Annotated in this window: 17 protein-coding genes and 1 pseudogene; 11 read left to right on the top strand and 7 right to left on the bottom strand. The window is 72.8% G+C overall.

The window, feature by feature from the left end:
* Positions 1 to 38 precede the first annotated feature (38 nt).
* Positions 39 to 812: a DUF72 domain-containing protein gene (locus IEZ17_RS19520; RefSeq protein WP_189301831.1), complete on the bottom strand. Its 774-nt coding sequence runs from the start codon at positions 810 to 812 to the stop codon at positions 39 to 41.
* Between the two features lie 296 nt (positions 813 to 1,108).
* On the opposite strand from IEZ17_RS19520, the gene dnaK reads away from it, so the two are divergent.
* Together dnaK and grpE are read left to right on the top strand one after the other, a co-directional pair.
* The gene (gene dnaK, locus IEZ17_RS19515; protein WP_189301829.1) at positions 1,109 to 2,980 is read left to right on the top strand and encodes a molecular chaperone DnaK; all 1,872 of its coding nucleotides are present in this window, start codon (positions 1,109 to 1,111) and stop codon (positions 2,978 to 2,980) included.
* Entirely contained in the window at positions 2,977 to 3,597 is a 621-nt protein-coding gene (gene grpE, locus IEZ17_RS19510; protein ID WP_189301827.1) for a nucleotide exchange factor GrpE, read from the top strand. The genes dnaK and grpE overlap by 4 nt, the downstream gene beginning before the upstream one ends.
* A gap of 33 nt (positions 3,598 to 3,630) precedes the next feature.
* Here the strand turns inward: grpE and IEZ17_RS42535 are convergent.
* Both IEZ17_RS42535 and IEZ17_RS19505 read right to left on the bottom strand, forming a co-directional pair.
* Positions 3,631 to 3,777 (bottom strand): annotated as a pseudogene (locus tag IEZ17_RS42535) (LysE family translocator); the annotation flags it as partial.
* Positions 3,778 to 4,048: 271 nt separating this feature from the next.
* On the bottom strand, positions 4,049 to 5,806 hold the full coding sequence (locus IEZ17_RS19505; RefSeq protein ID WP_229852398.1) for a nitrilase-related carbon-nitrogen hydrolase: 1,758 nt from the start codon (positions 5,804 to 5,806) through the stop codon (positions 4,049 to 4,051).
* A 231-nt stretch (positions 5,807 to 6,037) separates the two neighbouring features.
* On the opposite strand from IEZ17_RS19505, the gene IEZ17_RS19500 reads away from it, so the two are divergent.
* The 4 genes from IEZ17_RS19500 (at position 6,038) to IEZ17_RS19485 (ending at position 10,517) form a co-directional block, all read left to right on the top strand.
* Positions 6,038 to 7,363: a sensor histidine kinase gene (locus IEZ17_RS19500; protein ID WP_229852396.1), complete on the top strand. Its 1,326-nt coding sequence runs from the start codon at positions 6,038 to 6,040 to the stop codon at positions 7,361 to 7,363.
* Positions 7,360 to 8,097 carry a response regulator transcription factor gene (locus IEZ17_RS19495; RefSeq protein ID WP_189301823.1) on the top strand — a complete coding sequence of 246 codons (738 nt, stop codon included), beginning with the start codon at positions 7,360 to 7,362 and terminating at the stop codon, positions 8,095 to 8,097. Before IEZ17_RS19500 ends, IEZ17_RS19495 begins: the two co-directional genes overlap by 4 nt.
* Positions 8,098 to 8,373: 276 nt before the next feature.
* Complete coding sequence (locus IEZ17_RS19490; RefSeq protein ID WP_189301821.1) at positions 8,374 to 9,207, top strand: alpha/beta fold hydrolase; 834 nt, start codon at positions 8,374 to 8,376, stop codon at positions 9,205 to 9,207.
* Positions 9,204 to 10,517: a cytochrome P450 gene (locus IEZ17_RS19485; RefSeq protein WP_189301819.1), complete on the top strand. Its 1,314-nt coding sequence runs from the start codon at positions 9,204 to 9,206 to the stop codon at positions 10,515 to 10,517. The genes IEZ17_RS19490 and IEZ17_RS19485 overlap by 4 nt, the downstream gene beginning before the upstream one ends.
* Here IEZ17_RS19485 and IEZ17_RS19480 read toward each other — a convergent pair.
* Together IEZ17_RS19480 and IEZ17_RS43885 are read right to left on the bottom strand one after the other, a co-directional pair.
* Positions 10,465 to 11,391 carry a glutathione S-transferase C-terminal domain-containing protein gene (locus IEZ17_RS19480; RefSeq protein WP_189301817.1) on the bottom strand — a complete coding sequence of 309 codons (927 nt, stop codon included), beginning with the start codon at positions 11,389 to 11,391 and terminating at the stop codon, positions 10,465 to 10,467. The genes IEZ17_RS19485 and IEZ17_RS19480 overlap by 53 nt on opposite strands.
* A gap of 169 nt (positions 11,392 to 11,560) precedes the next feature.
* The gene (locus IEZ17_RS43885; protein WP_268249831.1) at positions 11,561 to 11,692 is read right to left on the bottom strand and encodes a hypothetical protein; all 132 of its coding nucleotides are present in this window, start codon (positions 11,690 to 11,692) and stop codon (positions 11,561 to 11,563) included.
* 241 nt (positions 11,693 to 11,933) lie between these two features.
* Between IEZ17_RS43885 and IEZ17_RS19475 the strand changes: the two genes are divergently transcribed.
* Both IEZ17_RS19475 and IEZ17_RS19470 read left to right on the top strand, forming a co-directional pair.
* Entirely contained in the window at positions 11,934 to 12,392 is a 459-nt protein-coding gene (locus tag IEZ17_RS19475) for an RrF2 family transcriptional regulator (protein WP_189301815.1), read from the top strand.
* A 213-nt stretch (positions 12,393 to 12,605) separates the two neighbouring features.
* Positions 12,606 to 13,898 carry an acyl-CoA dehydrogenase family protein gene (locus IEZ17_RS19470; RefSeq protein WP_189301813.1) on the top strand — a complete coding sequence of 431 codons (1,293 nt, stop codon included), beginning with the start codon at positions 12,606 to 12,608 and terminating at the stop codon, positions 13,896 to 13,898.
* A 29-nt stretch (positions 13,899 to 13,927) separates the two neighbouring features.
* Here IEZ17_RS19470 and efeB read toward each other — a convergent pair whose 3' ends face one another.
* On the bottom strand, positions 13,928 to 15,196 hold the full coding sequence (gene efeB / locus IEZ17_RS19465) for an iron uptake transporter deferrochelatase/peroxidase subunit (protein ID WP_189301811.1): 1,269 nt from the start codon (positions 15,194 to 15,196) through the stop codon (positions 13,928 to 13,930).
* 107 nt (positions 15,197 to 15,303) lie between these two features.
* Positions 15,304 to 17,520, bottom strand: coding sequence for an iron uptake transporter permease EfeU (gene efeU, locus IEZ17_RS19460; RefSeq protein WP_189301809.1), 2,217 nt, complete (start codon positions 17,518 to 17,520; stop codon positions 15,304 to 15,306).
* A gap of 159 nt (positions 17,521 to 17,679) precedes the next feature.
* Between efeU and IEZ17_RS42530 the strand changes: the two genes are divergently transcribed.
* The 3 genes from IEZ17_RS42530 to IEZ17_RS19450 all read left to right on the top strand — a co-directional run bounded on the left by IEZ17_RS42530 (position 17,680) and on the right by IEZ17_RS19450 (position 19,661).
* Positions 17,680 to 17,952, top strand: a complete 273-nt coding sequence (locus IEZ17_RS42530; protein WP_229852419.1) for a hypothetical protein — start codon at positions 17,680 to 17,682, stop codon at positions 17,950 to 17,952.
* Entirely contained in the window at positions 17,931 to 18,518 is a 588-nt protein-coding gene (locus IEZ17_RS19455) for an alpha/beta fold hydrolase (protein WP_229852418.1), read from the top strand. Before IEZ17_RS42530 ends, IEZ17_RS19455 begins: the two co-directional genes overlap by 22 nt.
* Before the next feature lie 147 nt (positions 18,519 to 18,665).
* The gene (locus IEZ17_RS19450) at positions 18,666 to 19,661 is read left to right on the top strand and encodes an aldo/keto reductase (protein WP_189301805.1); all 996 of its coding nucleotides are present in this window, start codon (positions 18,666 to 18,668) and stop codon (positions 19,659 to 19,661) included.
* The last annotated feature ends 455 nt before the right edge of the window (positions 19,662 to 20,116 follow it).

The following is a 20,116-nucleotide window of genomic DNA, read 5'->3' as shown; positions in this document are numbered from 1 at the left end:
GCGCTGGGCGTCGCGGACGGCGTGGCGACCGGCCGCGGTCAGCCGGCGCAGCCGCCCGGGGACGGGGCGCGGCTCACCGTGCGGCCCGCGTCCGCCGCTGCGCGGGCGAACTGCACGGCGTCGAGGACGGCCGCCCCGCCGGGGTCGTTGTTGAAGTACGCATGGACGTCGGCCCGGTCCGGCCAGGCTTCGGCGATCCGCCGCACCCAGGTGGCCAGCGCCTGCGGTCCGTAGCGCGGCCACGGCTCCGCCCGGCCCTCGTGGAAGCGCAGATACCCCCAGTCGGCGGTCCGCCACAGGGGCGTCACGGGCCGGGAGCCGCGGTCCGCCCAGCACAGGGCGGCGCCGTGGCGCTCCAGCACCGTACGGATCTCCGCGGTCCACCACGAGTCGTGGCGGGGCTCGACGGCGACCCGGGTCCCGGCGGGGAAGCAGCCGAGGCAGGCGTCCAGCAGCCCGGCGTCGGCGTGCAGGGTGGGCGGCAGTTGGAGCAGCACGGGGCCGAGCCGGTCGCCGAGGTGCGCGGCATGGGACATCAGCCGCCCGACCGGCTCCTCCGGGGTCCGCAGCCGCTTGATGTGCGTCAGATAGCGGCTGGCCTTGACGGCCATCACGAACCCCTGGGGCGTCCGGTCCCGCCAGTCCGCGAACGTCCGCTCCTCGGGCAGCCGGTAGAAGGCGGCGTTGCTCTCGACGGTGGCGAAGTGCCGTGCGTACTCCTCCAGCCAGAGCCGCTGCGGGCGGCCTTGCGGGTAGAGGACGCCGCGCCAGTCCCGGTACTGCCAGCCGGAGGTGCCGAGGAGGATGGTCATGCCCGGATCCGTCCCCGTTCCGGGGCGCGGTCTATCAAGCCCCGGGCCGGCGGGCTCCCGGGCGGCCTCGTCAGTCCGCGTCCGGGGCACCCGGCCCGATCCGGTAACAGCATGCAACCGCCCGATCCTCGTCAGTACATACTGCCTATTTGCCCCGAAAAGGTGCATCTTGACAGGGATCGGGGCACGTTTTATGCAGATGAGGGAGCGGTCCCGGTCCCCAAATCAGCAGGTGAGAGGGCCTGCCCCCGGATCGGGGCCGGGCCGGGAACGGGCCTGACGGTGAGGAGATGACCATGACGCGAGCAGTCGGAATCGATCTCGGAACGACCAATTCCGTGGTCAGCGTGCTGGAGGGCGGTGAGCCCACGGTCATCACCAACGCCGAAGGCACCCGGACCACCCCGTCGGTGGTCGCCTTCGCCAAGGGCGGGGAAGTCCTGGTGGGCGAGATCGCCAAACGCCAGGCCGTGACCAACGTCGAGCGCACGGTGCGCTCGGTCAAGCGGCACATGGGCGACGCGCAGTGGCGCTTCCCGGAGAGCGGTGAAATCGACGGCAAGCGGTACACCGCGCAGGAGATCTCCGCCCGCGTGCTCCAGAAGCTCAAGCGGGACGCCGAGAACTATCTGGGCGAGGACGTGACGGACGCCGTGGTCACCGTCCCGGCCTACTTCAACGACTCCCAGCGCACCGCGACCAAGGAGGCCGGCGAGATCGCCGGGCTCAAGGTCCTCCGGATCGTCAACGAGCCCACCGCCGCCGCGCTGGCCTACGGCCTGGACAAGGAGAACGACCAGACCATCCTGGTCTTCGACCTCGGCGGCGGCACCTTCGACGTCTCGCTGCTGGAGATCGGCGAGGGCGTCGTCGAGGTCAAGGCCACCAACGGCGACACCCACCTGGGCGGCGACGACTGGGACCAGCGGATCGTCGACCACCTGACCAAGCGGTTCAAGAACGCGTACGGCATCGATCTGTCCCAGGACAAGATGGCCACCCAGCGGCTGCGCGAGGCCGCCGAGAAGGCGAAGATCGAGCTGTCGGCCGCCACCGAGACCACCGTCAACCTCCCCTACCTGAGCGCGTCCCCCGAAGGCCCGCTGCACCTGGACGAGAAGCTGACCCGCGCCCAGTTCGAGCAGCTGACCGCGGACCTGCTCGACCGCTGCAAGGCCCCGTTCCACAACGCGATCGACGACGCGGGGACCAAGGTCGCGGACATCAACCACGTGATCCTGGTCGGCGGCTCGACCCGGATGCCCGCGGTGACGGAACTGGTCAAGGAACTGACCGGCAAGGACCCGCACAAGGGCGTGAACCCGGACGAGGTCGTCGCCATCGGCGCCACGCTCCAGGCCGGTGTCCTCAAGGGCGAGGTCAAGGACGTCCTCCTGCTGGACGTCACCCCGCTGTCCCTCGGCATCGAGACCAAGGGCGGCATCATGACCAAGCTCATCGAGCGCAACACGACCATCCCGACCAGGCGGTCGGAGATCTTCACCACGGCCGAGGACAACCAGCCGTCCGTGCAGATCCAGGTCTACCAGGGCGAGCGCGAGATCGCGGCGTACAACAAGAAGCTCGGAATGTTCCAGCTCACCGGTCTGCCGCCGGCCCCGCGCGGTGTCCCGCAGATCGAGGTCTCCTTCGACATCGACGCCAACGGCATCATGCACGTCACGGCCAAGGACCTCGGCACGGGCAAGGAGCAGAAGATGACCGTCACCGGCGGCTCCTCGCTGCCGAAGGACGACATCGACCGGATGGTCCGCGACGCGGAGCAGTACGCCGAGGACGACCGCCGCAAGCGGGAGGCCGCCGAGACCCGCAACCAGGGCGAGCAACTGGTCTACCAGACCGAGAAGTTCCTCAAGGACAACGAGGACAAGGTCCCCGCTGAGGTGAAGACCGAGGTCGAGACCGCCGTCGGCGAGCTGAAGGAGAAGCTCAAGGGCGAGGACTCGACCGAGATCCGTACCGCCACCGAGAAGCTCGCGACGGTCTCGCAGAAGATGGGCCAGGCCATGTACGCCGACGCCCAGGCCGCGCAGGCCGCCGCCGGCGGTGCCGAGGGCACCCACGCGGGCCAGCAGGCCAAGGCCGAGGACGACGTCGTGGACGCCGAGATCGTCGACGACGACAAACAGGAAGGGAGCGGACGATGAACCGCCCGACCGACGCCGGCCGCCTCCCCCGCCCCCCGCTGGCGCTCGTCGGGCAGCGGCCGGAGGACCGCCCCCGCGGGTCCGCCGCGCCGCCCGGCCCGGGCCCGTCCGCCGGACGGCCGGCGCCCCCCGAAGCAGGGCAGCCGACCGCCGAGGGGCCCGGCACCGAACAGCCGGAGAGCGAACGGTTGCGGGCCGAACTTGAGGAGCGTACGGCCGACCTCCAGCGCCTGAAGGCGGAGTTCGACAACTACCGCCGGCGGGTGCGCCGCGACCGGCTGGCGGTCGGCGAGATCGCCGTGGTCAATGTGCTGGCGCGGATGCTGCCGGTGCTCGACGCCATCGCCGAGGCCGCCGACCAGGGCGAGGTCACCGGAGGGTTCCGGCGCGTCGTCCAGGTCCTCAGAACGGAACTGACGGCCCTGGGGCTCCGGTCCGTCGCCACGGTCGGCGACCCCTTCGCCCCCACCCTCCATGAGGCCGTCACGTACACTCCCGCCGCCCGGGCCGAACGCACCGTCTGCGATGCCGTCCTCCGCCAGGGGTACCGGGTGGGCGACCGGCTGCTGCGGCCCGCCCAGGTCTCCGTCACCGGTGAGCGGCCGGCGCCCCGGTGACTCCGCCCGGTCCGCGCCCGGCCCCCGGCGGTGTCAGTCCGCGCGGCCGGTGGCCGCCACGGCCACCCCGAGGCCGATCATCGCCAGCCCGCCCGCACCGCCGATCAGCGACAGCCGGCGGTCGGAGCGGCCGAGCCAGCCGCGGGCGGCGGCGGCCGTCAGGGCCCAGAGGGTGTTGGAGCATTCCGCCAGTCAAGACCGTGCCCCTGGCCGGGGCACGCAAGGGTGTGCCCACCTCCAAACTGCGGGCCCGGCTGGTGTCCATGGCGGCCGGACTCGGCATCACCGTCGTCGCCGTCGACCCGGCCTACACCTCGATGTGGGGCGCCCAGCACTGGCACTGGGCCCGGGGTCACGATCACCAGCAGCGACATCACGGCGAACGCGAGCAGCCCGTCGGTGGACACCATGGCGCCCCCTCCTCCCTGATTTCATGTTCCTGTGCGGTTCCTCAGTACGGCATTTCACCTGCCGGCGCACGCGAACGGTCGCCCTCGGCTGCCGTCCGCTCCCGCGGCGACCGGGGCCGCAGCACACCCACCGCGAGCAGAGCCGCCACCGCGGCCAGGCACAGCCAGGCGAAGCTGTCGCCGATGCGGTCGTAGAGCGTGGTGGCACCGCGCGTCGGCACATAGGCCACCGTGGTCTGCTGGCCGGTGGTGAAGTAGTCCGTCGTGGCGAGGACTTGGCCGCGGTTGTCGAAGGCGGTCGATACGCCCTCGGCGTCCTGGCGTACGAGGGCGTAGCCACTCTCGATGGCGCGGAGGGCGGCCTTCTCCGTGTGCGGACGCCCGTATTCCGCCCAGTCGTGGGAGGGGACGAGCATGATGTCGGCCGGGACCCGCATCATGCCGGGGAAGTCGGCGTCGTAGCAGATGACATCGGCGAGGCGGCCGTACGGGGTGGTGACGACGGGGACCTTGCCGTCGCCCGGGGTGAAGGGCTCCGAACCGGGGATCGGGTGGGCCTTCTGGTATGTCCACAGGACGGTGCCGTGGGGGTCGATCAGCAGCGCCTCGTCACGCCCGTATGCCGGTCCGGTGGTGCTGTAGACGCCGAGGCTGATCTCCAGGTGGATCCCGGAGCGGCGGGCCTCGTGCTGCGCCGCGGCGATGGCGGCGCGCTCGTGCACCGCCAGGGTCCGGACGCCTTCCTCGGGCCAGACCACGATCTTCGCACCGGCCGCGGCCTCCCGTCGGGTGGCGGCCAGCAGGCTGTTCTCCACGGCGTTCATGGCCGGTTCGAGCCCGGCGGGCGGCGCTTCGGCGACGGACCGGCGCCCACCGGTGACATGGGAGAACGCCGCCTTCTGGGCGCGGAGCACGGACGACTCGGCGGTGATGCCGGCGATCCGCACCGTGGGCGCGTCGGAGGGGAAGAAGGCGAGCCGGGCCCCACCGGCGAGGAGGACGGCCAGGAGGACCGCGGTGTAGGTGAGGACGGCCCCGCGCACCGGGCGCCAGGAGGCCGTCTCCCAGACCAGGTTCACCACACCCGCGCACCAGGCGATCAGGAAGCCGATGCCGTAGGAGCCGGTGACCGAGACGAGTTGCAGCAGCGGCAGGTTGCCGTACTGCGTGGCCGCCAGGGAGCCGTACGCACTGCCGAACGGCGTCAGCTGAGTGATCACGAACTCGGCCGCGACGAGGGCCGAGGGAAAGACGAGCAGCGCCATCCAGGGCCGCAGCCGGCGGACCAGCAGCCGGTCGAGGAGGAACGGCAGGGTCAGTAGCGCGGCCAGCGCGACCGCTCCCGCGAGGGTGACCGGGCTGAATCCCAGCGCCGACTCGAAGAGCCAGAACACCGCCGCGGCGATGTTGGCCAGCCACAGCCAGAGCGTGCCGGACGCCACCCGGCCGGTGCGGCTGAAGCGCAGCAGGAGCACCGGGAAGAGCCATGCCGCGGCGGCGACGTCCCAGCGTCCGCCGGCCGCGAGCAGCTGTACCGCGGCGCCGAGCACCAGCACCGGGTAGCGCCGTCGGGCCGGTGGCGTGGGCACGCCGCGCCCCGGATGCCCGGTACGCCTGCCGGCATCGCTCGTCCCCCGGTCGTCGCGCGTCTGCGTATGGGTGCGCATGTCCTCCACCTTGTTCATCGGGTCTCGTTCATCGGGTCGTGTGCAGCGGGGCGTGTGCAGCGGGTCGTCCGCCGGCTCTTCCGGCGGCTCGTTCGGCGGCTCGTTCGGCGGCTCGTTCGGCGGCCGGCTCATGGGGCTGTCCACGGGGCCGGTCGCCGGTCCGCCGGCCGGTGCGCGGTACCGCATCCGGCCTGTACTCGACGCTAGGGAAGAGCAGGCCCGCGCCGCCTCGTCCCGGCTGCCGATCTGCCGCGGGGCCGCGCAACTTTCGATGCGCCGGGACACCGCCGGACGCCTCCCCGCGGACGATCCCGCACGGCGCGCGGCTCGCTAGCCTGGCCCCCGGACATGAACAGACACCCCATGACAGCCCTGCGCACCGCGCGGCGCCGGTTCGCCGGCCGGCGCCCCTGGCTCACCGATCTCGCACTCGGCGGCGGGCTGACCGCGGTCGACGTGGCGACCCTGCTGGCCCGGCACCCGGCACCGGGCCCCCTCGGCGTTCTGCTCTGGGCGCTTCAGACCCTTCCGCTCCTCTGGCGCCGCCGCTACCCGCGGACGGTCCTGGCGGCCATGACCGCGGCCTTCATCGTCTTCGAGGTACTGGCCCCCGTGCCGGGGAAGACGCCGGGGCCGTTCCTGCTGGTCTTCGGCGTGTACGCGGTGGCCCGCTGGACCGCGCTGCGGGTGAGCCTGTCCGGGGCCGTGCTGTCGCTCGTCGCGGCCGTGGTGACGGACCTCCTCAGCGGCCGGACCGGGCCCCCGCAGCTCGGTTCGCTGGAGCCGATCACCGCGACGACGTTCGCGGCCTTCTACGCCCTCGCCTGGCTGCTGGGGTACGGGCGGCGGCGGATCAGCATCCAGGCCGGCCGGCTGCGCGACCTCAACGCCCGGCTGCACGACGTCAATCACCGGTTGCAGGACGCCAACGAGCGGCTCCGCGCCGAGCAGGAGGTCAACGCCCGGCAGGCCGTCGTCGCCGAGCGGACCCGTATCGCCCGCGACCTCCATGACGTGGTCGCCCACCACGTGAGCGCCATCGCCGTACAGGCGCGGTCCACCGAGGAGATCATCGAGGACGTCCTCCGGGACGATCCGCGCGGCGCCCTCCGGGACGACCTGCGGGGCGTGGCGCGGATCGCGGAGACCGCGGACACCGCGCTCGTCGAGATGCGCCGCATCCTGGGCCTGCTCACCGCCCGGGACGAGGAAGCGGACCTGGCGCCGGAGCCGTCGCTGCGGCACCTGGACCGGCTGTTCGCCGCGGTCCGGGCGGCCGGCTGCGCGGTGACCGCGACGCTGGACGAGGACGGACTCGGCGACATCCCGCCCGCGCTCCAGGTCTCGGCGTACCGCATCGTGCAGGAGGCGCTCACCAACGTCCTCAAACACGCGGGGCCGGCAGCCGTGTCGCTGACCGTGCGGCATGACGGGGCGGCGCTGGCGGTCGCGGTCGAGAACGGCCCGCCGGTCGCCGGCCACCGGCCCGTGCCCGGCTCCGGCCGCGGCCTGATCGGCATCCGCGAACGCGTCGCGGCCTTCGACGGCACGGTGAGCACCGGCCCGCAGCCGCACGGCGGTTGGCGGCTGCGCGCAACGCTCCCGGTCCCCGCCCCGGCGAGCCCGGGTGCCTCCCGGCCGGTGCCGCCGCAACGGGAAGTCCCCTCCAACCCAGAGGTGCCGTCATGACCGACCCCGACCTCCGTGTGCTCATCGTCGACGACCAGGAGATGGTCCGGGACGCGCTGCGCGCCGTCATCGGCCGCCGCGCCGGATTCTCGGTGGTCGGCGACGCCGCCGACGGCGCGCAAGCGGTCGCCCTGGCCTGCTCCCTCCGCCCGGACGTCGTGGTCATGGACGTCCGGATGCCCGGCATGACCGGTGTGGAGGCCACCCGCCGCATCCTCGCCGACTGGCCGCACCCGGAGCCGCCGCCCCGCGTGCTCGTCCTCACCACCTTCGACCTGGACGAGTACGTGCACGCGGCGCTGCGCGCGGGCGCCTGCGGCTTCCTGCTCAAGAACAGCCCGCCCGACCAACTGGCCCATGCCATCCGCGTCGTCGCCGACGGCGAGTCCATGCTCGCCCCCAGCGTCACCCACCGGCTCATCAGCGCCTTCACCGCACTGCCCGCCGGTCTCGTCCCCGGTGCCCCGCGCCCGCGGACCGGCCGCAGCCGCGCCACCGACCTCGTCGGCACCCTCACCGAGCGCGAACTCCCGGTGCTGGTCCTGGTCGCCCGGGGCCGCTCCAACCTCCAGATCGCCGAGGCCCTAGGCCTCACCGAGGCGAACGTGAAGAGCCGCGTCAACCGCATCCTCACCCGCCTCGGCCTGGACAACCGCGTCCAGGCCGCGCTCCTCGCCCACGAGGCGGGCCTCCTCCCGGCCGCCGCCCCTCCCGAGGACCCGCACCGGCCGTGATGTGCCGATCCGCCCAACTCATCGCGCACAAGCCGGATTGATGCACCGTCAGGCAGCCGGGCCGGTGCTGCCGGGGACGACGAGGCGGGGCGCCAGGACGACCTCGCGGGGCCGCGCGGCCCCGGTCGAGGCGTCGACGCCGCCGGCTCATCCGGTCCCGGCCCACGCGCGCGGCACTCTTGCGGCCCGCCGCGGTGGCGTCCACTGTGGGCGGAGTTGTCCACCACCGGTGGTGTGCGGCCCGCGGCCGTTCCCGTCACACGTCTGGAGTTGAGCGTGGCTTCCTTCGTCCTGCCCCACACCCTGCACGGCAGCGGGTCGCACAAGGTCATCGCCGTGCACGGATGGTTCGCCGACCGGTCCGCGTACGATCCGGTCCTGCCGGACCTCGACCGGGACGCGTTCCAGTACGCGCTGGTGGACCTCCGCGGCTACGGCGAGGCCAGGGCCGAAACCGGTGCGTACACCACGGGTGAGGGCGCGGCCGATGTGCTGGCGCTGGCCGACCGGCTGGGCTGGGAGCGGTTCTCGGTGATCGGCCATTCCATGGGCGGCAGCGTCGTCCAGCGGGTGCTGGCCGCGGCGCCGCACCGGGTACGCCGGCTCGTCGGGATCTCGCCGGTGCCCGCCTCCGGGATGCCGATGCCGCCGCCGCAGTGGGAGCTGTTCTCCTCGGCGGCGCACACCCCGGAGAACCGGCGGGCCATCATCGACCTCACCACCGGCGGTCAGCGCCCCGCCGCCTGGCTGGACCGGATGGTGCGGCGGTCCCTGGAGCGCAGCGACCAGAAGGCGTTCCGGGCCTGGCTGGACTCCTGGGCCGGCGACGGGTTCGCGGCCGAGGTCGAGGGCTCGGCGGTGCCGGCGCTGGTGGTGACCGGGGCGCTGGACCCCGCGCTCAGCGCCGAACTGGCCCGGCAGACCTGGATGCAGTGGTACACCGACAGCACGTTGGTGGAGCTGGCGTCGGCCGGTCACTACGCCATGGACGAGACGCCGCTGGAGCTGATCCGGGCCGTGGAGGACTTCCTGCGGGCCGATGGCGACGGTGCCGGGGACGCCGGTGCGGACGGTGCAGGGCACGGCGGTGACGGACCGGCGGCCGGATGACGCCCGTGCCGTCCCCGGCTCCCCGGCCCGCCGGCGCCGCGACCCAGGACGCCGTCCCCGACGTCTTCGATCCCCGCGTCTACGCCGGCGGGCTGCCGCACACCGCCTACCGGCTGCTGCGCGATCGGCACCCGGTCGCCTGGCAGGACGAGTACGAAGTGCTCGGCTGGCCCGCCGGCCCCGGCTTCTGGGCGGTCACCCGGCACCGCGATGTCGTACGGGTCCTGAAGGACGCGCGGAGCTTCTCCTCCCACCTGGGCGCCACCCAGATCCGCGACCCCGACCCCGCCGATCTGCCGTTCATCCGCCGCATGATGCTCAATCAGGACCCCCCGGACCACGGCCGGCTGAGGCGCCTGGTCAGCCGCGCCTTCACCCGCCGCCGGGTCGACCGCTTCGAGACCGCCGTACGGGACCGGGCCCGCGGCCTGCTGGCCGCGGCGCTCACCGCGGCCCGCACCGGCGGCGACGGCGTCTGCGATCTCGTCACCGCCGTCACGGACGACTTCGCCACTCTCAACCTCGCCGATCTGCTCGGCGTACCGCCCGGTGAGCGCGGGCTGCTCCTCGACTGGACCCGCCGCGTGATCGGCTACCAGGACCCGGACGAGGCCGGACCGCCCGCCGGCGGTCCCGACGGCCGCCCCGTCGATCCGCGCTCCCCGTCGATGCTCCAGGACATGTTCGCCTTCGCCCGCGAGCTGGCCGCCCACAAGCGGCGGCACCCGGCCGACGATGTCATGACCGTGCTCGCCGCGGATCCCGAACTCACCACGCCCGAACTGGAGATGTTCTTCTTCCTACTGACCGTCGCCGGCAACGACACGGTGCGCAGCGCGGCCCCCGGCGGCCTGCTGGCACTGGCCGGGCAGCCCGGCGCGTACCGCGCGCTGCGCAGCGGCGCGGTGGGGATGGCGACCGCCGTGGACGAACTGCTGCGCCGGCACCCGCCGGTGCTCAGCTTCCGCCGGACCGCCGCCTGCGACACCGAACTGGCCGGCCGCCGGATCCGCGTCGGCGACAAGGTGGTCGTCTTCCACGCCTCGGCCAACCACGACGAGCGGGTCTTCGCCGACCCGCACCGGCTGGACCTGTCCCGCGCCCCGAACCCCCATGTCTCCTTCGGCGACGGCCCGCACGTCTGCCTGGGTGCGCACCTCGCCCGGTTGCAACTGCGGGTGCTCTACGAGCAGATGTGCGCCGCGGTACCCGCTGTGGCGGTCGCCGGACCGCCACAGCGGCTGGTGTCGAACTTCATCAACGGGCTGAAGTCGCTGCCCTTGAGGATCGTGGACGCGGGTCGGGCGTAGCGGCGGCCGGTGCCGTCCAGTCCACGATCTGCACCGCCGCCCCGGCTGCTTCCCGGCCCCGGCAGCGGGCGTGGTGGCGGCGGGCGATGGCGTCCAGGTCGAGGTGGCGGCCGAACGCGGAGTGCGCCGCCAGCCGGCGGGCGTAGGCCCACAGGCGGCGGTGGCCGGCGATCCGGTGCACGGCCGCGGCGTCCAGATGCCAGCGGTGGACGGTGTCGAGCTGGACGAGGGTCACCCACAACTGCACGTCCGCGGCGCCGATTTCATCACCGAGCAGATACGTCCGGCCGGCCAGCCGCCGCTCCAGCGACGCCAGTGCGCGCAGGAGGGTGCCGACGGCGGCCTCGTAGCCGGGGTGGCCGGCGCCGAGGCTGCCGGCGTGCTGCGCGGCGTCGTTGACCTGCTGCTCGCAGAGCCGGTCGAGCGCCGCGATCTCGTCGCGGGCAGGGTCCGGGTGGAGGTCGGGGCCGTGCGCGCCGAACTGCCCTGCCAGGTCGCGCAGGATGTCGGGGGCGTGGGTGCTGACGATCCGTCCGGTCCAGCCGTCGCTGAGCACGGGGGCGGCGGCCGATCCGGGGTACTGGTGGGCGCTGGCCTCGTAGAGCGGGCGCAGCGCGGAGTATCCGCAGTCCGGGGCGTCCGGCACGGCGGGCAGCAGCGTCACCGGGAGCGTGTCGCCGAGCTCCAGGAGGCTGTGGGTGACGGCGATCCTCAGACAGTACGGACAGGACAGCGACAGATGCAGCCGGTAGCGGTGCGGGACGGGGTAGTGGCCGCTGCGCACATCGGCGCCGATCCGGCCGCGGAGCGAGGCCGCGGCGCTGGACGCGTCCGCCGCGGCGGACGGCGCGGAGGTGGCGGGGGTGGTGGTCATACGAGTCCCTGGGGGCGAGGTCCGGTTCACGGACGTACGGATGGGCACGTACGGGCGTGGGGGGTTACGGGAGCGACGGGCGCCGCACAGCGGGACATCGGACACGAGGGGGGTGTGGTGGGGTCCGACGGGGACGGCGCGGCGCTGCGGGCGCGCGCCCTCCGGCGCCTCAGGTGAGGAGACTTGCCGCGCTGCACACACGCAGCAGATCGATGTGCCGGCGCGAGGTCAGCAGGGTCGGGAGGGGAAGCCGCCGGGCCGCGCGGTGTGCGCGGTCGTCGTCCAGCTCTGCGTGCCCCATGGATTCCCACCCGTTCACTAGGGTTCCCGCCCACGAGTGTCGAGCCGGCGTCCCGCCACGTCAAGGGGAATGCCCGGCACCCGGCCACCGGGCGGGCGACTTGGCGCACCGGCGGGCGCAGTGGTGCGCGGCGCTCCCCTCCGCCCGGCGGACGCCGCCGCCGTCGAGTACGGCCGGAGGGCAGGGAGAGGGGAACCCGGAGCAGGCGACCGGGCCCCCTCCCCTCAGGGATAATGCCGCCATGCGGATTTCAGCCAGAGCGGACTATGCGGTGCGCGCGGCCCTGCAACTCGCTCACGCCCGGGACGCGGGGCCGCTCAAGGCGGAGGCCATCGCCGACGCCCAGGACATTCCGCACAAGTTCCTCGAAGGCATCCTCAACGACATGCGCCGGGGCGGTCTGGTCCTCAGCCAGCGCGGCGGCAACGGCGGCTACCGCCTCGCCAAGGCCCCGGAGGACATCAGCATCGCCGATGTCATCCGCGTCGTGGACGGCCCGCTGGTCTCCGTACGCGGCGTCCGCCCACCGGAGTTGTCGTACACCGGCCCCGCGGAGTCCCTGCTCCCGCTGTGGGTCGCCCTGCGGGCCAATGTCCGCGAGATCCTCGACGGCGTCTCCCTCGCCGATGTCGCGACGGCCGAACTCCCCACCCGGGTCTCCGCACTGACCGAGGACCCGGCCTCCTGGACGAATCCCTAGGGCCTGCCCGGTGGGTCAGGGGCGGACAGGCCCCAGCGCGCCCCGGCGGACGGCGACGGGTACCGGCGCACCGGTCGGACGTCCGAAATGCAACACGCCGCTGTCCACCCCTTGAACAGCCCTTGCCCTGAACCAAGTTCAGCAGCATCATCGGGAATTCCCTACCAATCCAGTGGGAAAACCAGGAAAGCCCGGAGGACGGTGAACGGCGCCATGCCGAAGAGGTCCGCAGCACACCCCGCCGCCCCCCATGCCGGCCTGCCGGCGGAGGACGACGTCTGGCCGCGCGTCACCCGTGAACTCGCCGACGATCTCGCCGTCGACGCACTCAGCCGCGACCGCGCCGGCAAGCCGCCGTCCGACGAACTCGCCCGGCTGCGCGAAGCCGGCCTGCCGGCCCTGCTGACCCCGCCCGGACCGCTGCGCAGCGGCAGCGACTGGCGTACCGCGTGCGCGGTCATCCGGGAGATCGCCGCGGCCGACAGCTCCATCGGCGAACTGCTCGGCCGTCACTACGCGCTGACCTGGAGCGCCCGCTTCTTCGGCACCCCGGAAACCGCCGACGCGCTCGAACGCGGCACCGCCACCGCACAGTGGCTGCTGGCCGGCGACACCACGGTCCCGGCCGCCGAATCCGACACCCGCGCCGCGGCCCTCGCCGGGTCCGCGCCCCCCGACCTCACCCTCACCCCCACCAAGGCCGGCCATCTCCTCAACGGCCGCCGGTCCTTCGCCGCCGGCGTCAGCGTCGCCGACCGGCTGGTGCTCGGCGCCGTCTGCACCACCACCGGCGACACCCTCATCGCCCTGGTGGACCCGGCCCACCCCGGCGTCACCACCGACCCGGCCCACGACCGCCTGGGGCAGCGGCTCACCGGGGCCGGCACCGTCACCTTCGACGGCGTGCCGATACCGCCCGCCGGCATCCTCGGCTCGGCCGCCCGCGACGAGCACCACGTCACCCCGTACGCCACCCTCGCGCCGCTGGCACTGCGCCTCGCGCTGGTCCACGTCGGCCTGGGGATCGTCGAGGGCGCGCTCGCCGAGGCCCGCGACGTCAGCCGCGCGGCCCCCCACAGCCGGCCGGCCGAGGACCCGGACACCGCCGCATACGGGGAGCAACCGGGCGGAGATCCCTATCTCCTCCTCGCCTACGGCGAATTGGTCGCCGCCGCCCACACCGCCGCGGCGGTCGTGGAACCGGCGACCGAAGCGCTGGCTCGGGGCCTCCTGATGGGCCCGGACCTCGGCGTCGGCGAACGCGCCGACATCGCGGTCCTGGTGGCCGCCGCGGAGGCGGTCACCAACGAGTCCGCGATCCGGATCACCACCCGGATCCTGGAGTTGACGGCCACCTCCGGCACCCCCGCCCACGACCCCGGCTTCGACCGCTTCTGGCGGAACGCCCGCGTCCTCACCGCCCAGCGCTCCCCCGCCCACAGCCTCCGCGCCATCGGCGACCACTATCTGAACGGGACGCAGCCGCCGCTGATGCTGCGGATCTGAGCACGGCCGGGCGGCGCGGCCCGGGGACGTCAGGCGGCGGCCAGCATGCTCCGGCCGAGCCAGTCCGAGGAGTCCCGGACACCCGGCAGCGCGAAGAAGTACCCGCCGCCGGTCGGCGATATGTAGTCGACCAGCGGCTCGTCGATGAGCCGGGTCTGCGTGGCCTCGAACTGGCGGCGGACGTCCTGCTGGTAGCAGCAGAAGACCAGGCCCATGTCGAGGTTGCCGACGTTGTCGACACCCCGGTCGTAGTTGTAGCCGCGGCGCAGGATGCGGGAGTCGTCGGTGGCCGCGGTACGGGGGTTGGCCAGGCGGATATGGGCGTCGAGCGGGATGGCGTTGCCGTGCGGGTCCTTGCTGTAGACCGGCGCGTCGTTCTCGTTGGCGCCGTCCAGCGGGGCGCCGGTGTCCTTGCGGCGGCCGAACATCTTCTCCTGTTCGGTGAGCGAGACGCGGTCCCAGAACTCGACCAGCATCCGGATGATCCGGATGACCTGGTAGCTGCCGCCGGTGGCCCAGGACGGCTCGCCGAGATGGTCGCCGACCCATATCAGCCGGTCCGTCTCGCGCGAGGACCGCACATCCGGGTTGACGATGCCGTCCTTGAAGCCGAGCAGATTGCGCTGCGCCCCGGCCGGCCGCGGCTCGTTCTGGAACCCGTCGATGCGCCACTTGATCTGCATGGCGCCGCGGGTGTGCCGCGCGATGTCGCGCAGCGCGTGCAGCACGACGTCCTGGCGCGCCGCACAGATCTGGAGCGAGAGGTCGCCATGGCATTCGGCGGCCTGGAGATTGTCGTTGGGGAAGGTCCGCATCGGGGTCAGCCGGCGCGGCTTGGCCTTGGCGAGGCCGTACCGGTCGTCGAAGAGCGAGGCGCCGACGCCCAGCGTGACGGTGAGCGCGTCGGCGGGCACCACCGGCCCGAGGATCCCGTTGTCGGACGGCGGGGCGCCGACGCCGAGGTCGTCGGGGGTACCGCCCGCGGTCAGGAACCGGGCGCGCTCGGTGATCGTCCGCAGCAGGTCGGTGAGTTCCTTGCGGTTGTCCGCGATGACATGGAGCGAGACGAAGGCGGCGGCGGTGGGCTGCGGTGTGACGATGCCCGCCTGGTGCACGCCGTGGAACGGCACCTTGCCCGGGTTCGCCGTCTCGGCGGCCGACGCCGAACCGGCCCGGCTCAGGGCGAATCCACCGCCGGCCAGCGCCGCTCCGGCCGCACCGGCGCCGAGCGCGGTCTTCACGAACGAGCGCCGGTCGGCGGGGCAGCGGCCCTGCGGGCCGGGCGTTTCGGCGGACATCTCGTGGTTCCCTTCGGAGCGTGCATCAGATCGTGCGGGGCGGGCGGCCGGTGCGGCGTTCCCCGGCCGGGGGTCCGGACTGCCGGACGGGCGGGATTCCGGTGTCATCAGGCGGACTTCCGGATCTCCAGGAGGTCGGGCACCGGAGCGAGGTGTTCCAGCAGCTGACCGGTCATGCCGTTCAGCCGGGCCCGTGCCGTCGCGTCGAGCTTGTCGACCGGCGTCCACGTGCTGTCGTGGTGCGCGGCGTCCAGCAGCTTCTGCAAGCGGTCGATGTCCCCGTCGATCGTCGCGAGCTGCTGCGGATCGCGCTTGGTGATCAGCGGGCGCAGTACGCCGAGGAGTTCCCGCGTGCCGGAGAGGTTGGCGTCGGCGGTGGCGAGGTTGGTGCCGCTGCCCTCGTCGGTGTCGCCGGTCAGCTCGAACTGGAGGGTGTTCTCCAGGATCTCGTGGGTCCGCAGCGGCAGGTCACCCGGGTCGAAGTCCTGCGTGGGGAATGCTTTCTTCAGCCCCGCGACATCGGTGTTCAGCTGCTTCGCGGGCCCGCTCAGCTCATCCGCCGACCGACCGTGCCACAGCCCGTACTCGATCTTGTGGAACCCGCTGAAGTCCTTGTCGTTCACCCCCGCCGGGAGCCCGTCGGCCCGCCCGTTGATCTTCTTGTCGAAGTCCTGGAACGTGCCGTAGGCCGCGCCGAGCGAGGAGTACGTGCGGTGCGCGGTGAGCCAGTCCGTGCGCGCGCTGTCCAGGTCGCCGCCCGCGATGTCGTCGCTGAGCTGCTGCGTCTGGGACACCAGCGTGCCCAGCCCCTGATCGACATACTGCTTGTACTGGCGCAGCGGGGCGGCCAGATCGTCCTCGGAGACCGGTACCACGGCCTTGGCGGAGCCGCCGCCGGTGACGCGTACGGCGGCCGAGGTGACGGCCTTGCCGCCGGTGGGCACACAGCGCCAGGCGTACGAGCCGCCGGCGACGGTCGCGACCAGATCACGGGTGGTACCGGGCGCCAGGCCCTCGATCTCCCCGTACACCGCGTTCGACGCGGGGTCGACGAGGTACACCTCGGAGGTCTTGTCGCCCGTGTTGTGCATCTGGAAGGTCTGCCGGCCCGGCTTGGGCGCGGTGAACCCCTTGCCGCACTCCTTCTCCGACACCGAGACGGTCTGGGCGTCGGCGGACTTGGACTTCCCGAAGGCCACGATGCCCCCCGCGATGACGGCGGGCACGGCGACCACGGCGGTCGGCAGGAGCCAGCCGGGCCGCTTCCTGGGGGCGGCGGGCGGCTCGGACGCGGACTGCGGCGCGGCGGCGGGCTGTTCGGCAACCGGCGTGGTGGCGGCGGACTCCCCGGCGCCCTCGGCCGCCGGCTTCCGTTCGGCGTCCGTCGTGCCCTCGGCAGCCGTCGCGCCGTCCTCGGCCTCCGTGGCCGCGGCCACCACCGCCGCCTTCTCGGGACCGGCCTGCGCACCCGGCTGCTGCTCCGTCGCCTTCTGCGGGGCCGGCTTCGCGTCGGAAGCCCGCACACCGCGTACGAACAGCGCCATCACCACGACGAGATACGCGGCATACGCACCGGCCTGCACCCAGGTCATCGCCGGCGTCAGGTTGAGGACACCCTGCACCAGCGTGCTGTACCAGGCGCTCGGGTCGATGCTCTGGCTCAGGTCGAAGGCGAAGGCGGTCTTGCCGGGCAGTACGCCGCCCTCCTGAAGATCCCGCAGCCCGTAGCCCAGGACGCCGGCGGCGATGACGATGAGCACCGCGCCGGTCGCGGTGAAGAACTTGGTGAGGTTGATCTTCAGCACCCGGCGGTACAGGCCCCAGCAGAGCCCGGCCGCGATGACGAGTCCGATGCCGGCCCCGATCATCGGCCCGGCGGATTCACCGGCCGCACGCGCCGTGGTCCACAGGAACAGCGCGGTCTCCAGCCCCTCCCGGCCCACGGCCAGGAAGGAGGTGACGATCAGCATGCCCGACCCCATGGCGAGCGCTCCGGTGACCTTCTCCTTGATCTCGCCGGAGAGGCTGCGCGCCGAGCGGCGCATCCAGAACACCATGCCGGTGACGAACGCGACGGCGATGACGCTGAGCGTGCCGCCGAAGGCTTCCTGCGCGGTGGCCGACAGCGAGGCGGCGGTGAAGGTGAGCACCGCCCCGAAGCTCAGCGCCAGCGCGATGGCGGCGAGCACACCCGTCCACACCTGCGCCAGGCGCGACTTGGCCCCGGCCCGTACGAGAGTGGCCACGAGGATGGAGACGATGAGCCCGCCTTCAAGACCTTCTCGCAAGCCGATCAAGAAGCTCGGAAACGCGTCGTCCCACATATGTGTCCTCCCCGGCCGGACCTCGCCGGTATGCCTTGCCTCAGTTAGCGAAGGCATACCTTAGTCAGCTGGCTTGATTATGTCTACGCCGGTGTAGTCACCTGGTCACGGGGAGGCAAAGAGCCCAGCTCACCAACGGTACGCCCGGATACTGCACAGATGGACTCGATCTACCGCAGCCCGCGGGGCCGGGATCTCCTCCGCGCCTGGTGCCACGACCGGCTGACCGCATGGCCGGTGCCGCACGAGCGGACGACGTTGACCGCCAACGGCGCCCGGACCCACCTGGTCCTCGCCGGCTCCGGCCCGACCACGGTCGTCTACGTCCCCGGCACCAACTTCAACGCCGCCACCTCGCTGCCCCTCGCCACCGCCCTGGTCACCGCCGGCTACCGGGTGGCGATGCGGACATCCCGGGCCAGCCCGGCCTGAGCGCCGCCGAACGCGCGCTCCCCGGCGGCACGTCGTCCTGGTACGGCGCCTGGCTGAGCGAGGCCGTCGAGCACCTCGCGACCGCACCGGTCGTGGTCATGGCGCACTCCTTCGGCGCCGCCGTCGCCCTCTCCGCCGACTCGCCCCGGATCGAGCGGCTGGTGCTGCTGTCCCCCGGCGGCCTGACGAAACTGAGGCTGCCCCCTACGCTGCTGACGGCCTTCGCCACCTGGTACCTCCGCCCCACCCCGAAGAGCAGCGCCCGCCTCCTGCGCGCCCTGCACGCGCCCGGCCGCACACCGCGCGAGGAGCTGGTGGACTGGATGACCCTGGTCGCCCGGCACGCCCGCTCCAGCACCGAACCCGGCACCGCCGCGCTGCCTCCGCGCCCCGTCCCCCGTCTCCTCCTCACCGGCGAGCACGACGTCTTCCTCCCTCCCCGCCGCCTCGCCCCCGCGGTACGCGCCACCCTCGGCACCGAACTCCGCGTCATGCCCGGCGCCGGGCACCTCATCGTCGAGGAGCACGCCGACCGCCTGGCCGCACTGGTGCGCCCCGACGCCTGACCAAGCCTCCCCGCCATCGAGATCCAGCCATCCCACTCGCACCACCACCCTCCGACGGTCCCTCGCCGATCACCCTCGCCCTCGCCAACTCCGCTGCCGGACCCGGCCGGAGAAGGGCAGGATGGCGGGAACCGCCTAAGGAGGACCATGAAATACCGCAGGCTCGGACACAGCGAGCTGGACGTATCGGCCGTAGGTCTCGGGTGCATGGGGATGTCGATCGCCTACGGGCCGGCCGACGAGACCGAGGCCCTCGGCACCCTCGACCGCGCCGCCGAGTTGGGCGTCACCTTCCTCGACACCGCGGACGCGTACGGACGCGGCGCCAACGAGGAGTTGCTGGGCCGCTGGCTCCGGCGCCGGGACCGCGGCACGGTGGTCCTCGCCACGAAGTTCGGGCTGTGGCACGACCCGGCGAGCGGCCGGGTCGACCGGGTCGACACCTCGCCCGCCCACGTCCGCACGGCCTGCGACGCCTCGCTGCGCAGGCTCGGTGTCGACCACATCGACGTGTACTACGTCCACCGCCGCGCCCCGCACGTGCCCGTCGAGGACACCATCGGCGCCATGGCGGAGCTCGTGGCCGCCGGCAAGGTGCGCTGTCTGGGCCTGTCCGAGGTGAGCCCGCAGACACTGCGCACGGCGCACTCCGTGCATCCCATCAGCGCCGTGCAGATGGAGTACTCCCTCTTCACCAGAGAGGTCGTCGAGGGAGAGATGCTCGCCACCTGCCGCGAACTCGGCATCTCGGTCACCGCCTACTCGCCTCTCGGGCGCGGCATGCTGACGGGATCGCTCACCTCGCGGGACCAGCTCACCGAGGACGACAACCGCAGGCGCTGGCCCCGCTTCTCCCCCGACAACCTCGACCGCAACCTCGCCCTCGTACGGTCCCTCACCGACATCGCCGAGAGCATCGGCTGCACACCGTCGCAGGCCGCCCTGGCCTGGCTGCTCGCACAGGGCGACGACATCGTGCCCCTCCCCGGCACCAAGCGCGTGCGCTACCTCGAAGAGAACGCCACCGCCGCGGACTTGACCCTCACCACCGAGCAACTCGCCCTGCTTCGGGCGGCGTTCCCTCTCGACGCCGTGGCCGGAGACCGCTATCCGCAACAGGCCCTGGACCGCCTGGGGCATTGACGTTCCACACCCGCCCCCTCCCGCGCGTTGATCGTCCTTATCACCCCTTCCGCCTCCCCGGGCGCCGCACCATGCACCGTCGAAGGAGAATCCCTGTTCCGGGGATGACAGGCAGGGCAGCCGACGGTGGAGCGTGACTGCTTCACCGTGCCTGGACCGCCAGGGGGAGCCCGGTTCCGTTCTCTCAACTCGCCTCCTCTGCAAGGGGGATGAGATACGGACCGAGCGCCCCTCCCCCAACGACGCGTAGCCGCGGCGTCATCGCCAAGCGGCGAGAACCGTATAGCACCCCAAGCAGATTCACCCATATGTCCGTTAGACCATTGGGGTACCGAATACCCCGTTGGGGGTGACAGCAGGACAGTCTGCGCATACCTGGAGTCGCCCGATCCAATGATCCGTCCGAGCCCGGCGGGTTCTGGTCAACTGCCCACTGGGACAACGCCTTTGACGAG

The sequence above is a fragment of the Streptomyces albospinus genome (assembly GCF_014648695.1).
Classification (GTDB): Bacteria; Actinomycetota; Actinomycetes; order Streptomycetales; family Streptomycetaceae; genus Streptomyces; species Streptomyces albospinus.
The sequence above is the reverse complement of the archived record's forward strand: the minus strand, read 5'-3'. Positions and strand labels throughout refer to the sequence as shown.

Coding starts and splice junctions, on each gene's coding strand:
- IEZ17_RS19520 (WP_189301831.1), bottom strand. CDS start 812: ATGACCATCCTCCTCGGCACCTCCGGCTGGCAGTACCGGGACTGGCGC.
- efeB (WP_189301811.1), bottom strand. CDS start 15,196: ATGTCCGCCGAAACGCCCGGCCCGCAGGGCCGCTGCCCCGCCGACCGG.
- IEZ17_RS19480 (WP_189301817.1), bottom strand. CDS start 11,391: ATGACCACCACCCCCGCCACCTCCGCGCCGTCCGCCGCGGCGGACGCG.
- IEZ17_RS19470 (WP_189301813.1), top strand. CDS start 12,606: ATGCCGAAGAGGTCCGCAGCACACCCCGCCGCCCCCCATGCCGGCCTG.
- IEZ17_RS19450 (WP_189301805.1), top strand. CDS start 18,666: ATGAAATACCGCAGGCTCGGACACAGCGAGCTGGACGTATCGGCCGTA.
- IEZ17_RS42530 (WP_229852419.1), top strand. CDS start 17,680: ATGGACTCGATCTACCGCAGCCCGCGGGGCCGGGATCTCCTCCGCGCC.
- IEZ17_RS19500 (WP_229852396.1), top strand. CDS start 6,038: ATGACAGCCCTGCGCACCGCGCGGCGCCGGTTCGCCGGCCGGCGCCCC.
- dnaK (WP_189301829.1), top strand. CDS start 1,109: ATGACGCGAGCAGTCGGAATCGATCTCGGAACGACCAATTCCGTGGTC.
- IEZ17_RS19485 (WP_189301819.1), top strand. CDS start 9,204: ATGACGCCCGTGCCGTCCCCGGCTCCCCGGCCCGCCGGCGCCGCGACC.
- grpE (WP_189301827.1), top strand. CDS start 2,977: ATGAACCGCCCGACCGACGCCGGCCGCCTCCCCCGCCCCCCGCTGGCG.
- IEZ17_RS19475 (WP_189301815.1), top strand. CDS start 11,934: ATGCGGATTTCAGCCAGAGCGGACTATGCGGTGCGCGCGGCCCTGCAA.
- IEZ17_RS43885 (WP_268249831.1), bottom strand. CDS start 11,692: ATGGGGCACGCAGAGCTGGACGACGACCGCGCACACCGCGCGGCCCGG.
- efeU (WP_189301809.1), bottom strand. CDS start 17,520: ATGTGGGACGACGCGTTTCCGAGCTTCTTGATCGGCTTGCGAGAAGGT.
- IEZ17_RS19495 (WP_189301823.1), top strand. CDS start 7,360: ATGACCGACCCCGACCTCCGTGTGCTCATCGTCGACGACCAGGAGATG.
- IEZ17_RS19505 (WP_229852398.1), bottom strand. CDS start 5,806: ATGAGCCGGCCGCCGAACGAGCCGCCGAACGAGCCGCCGAACGAGCCG.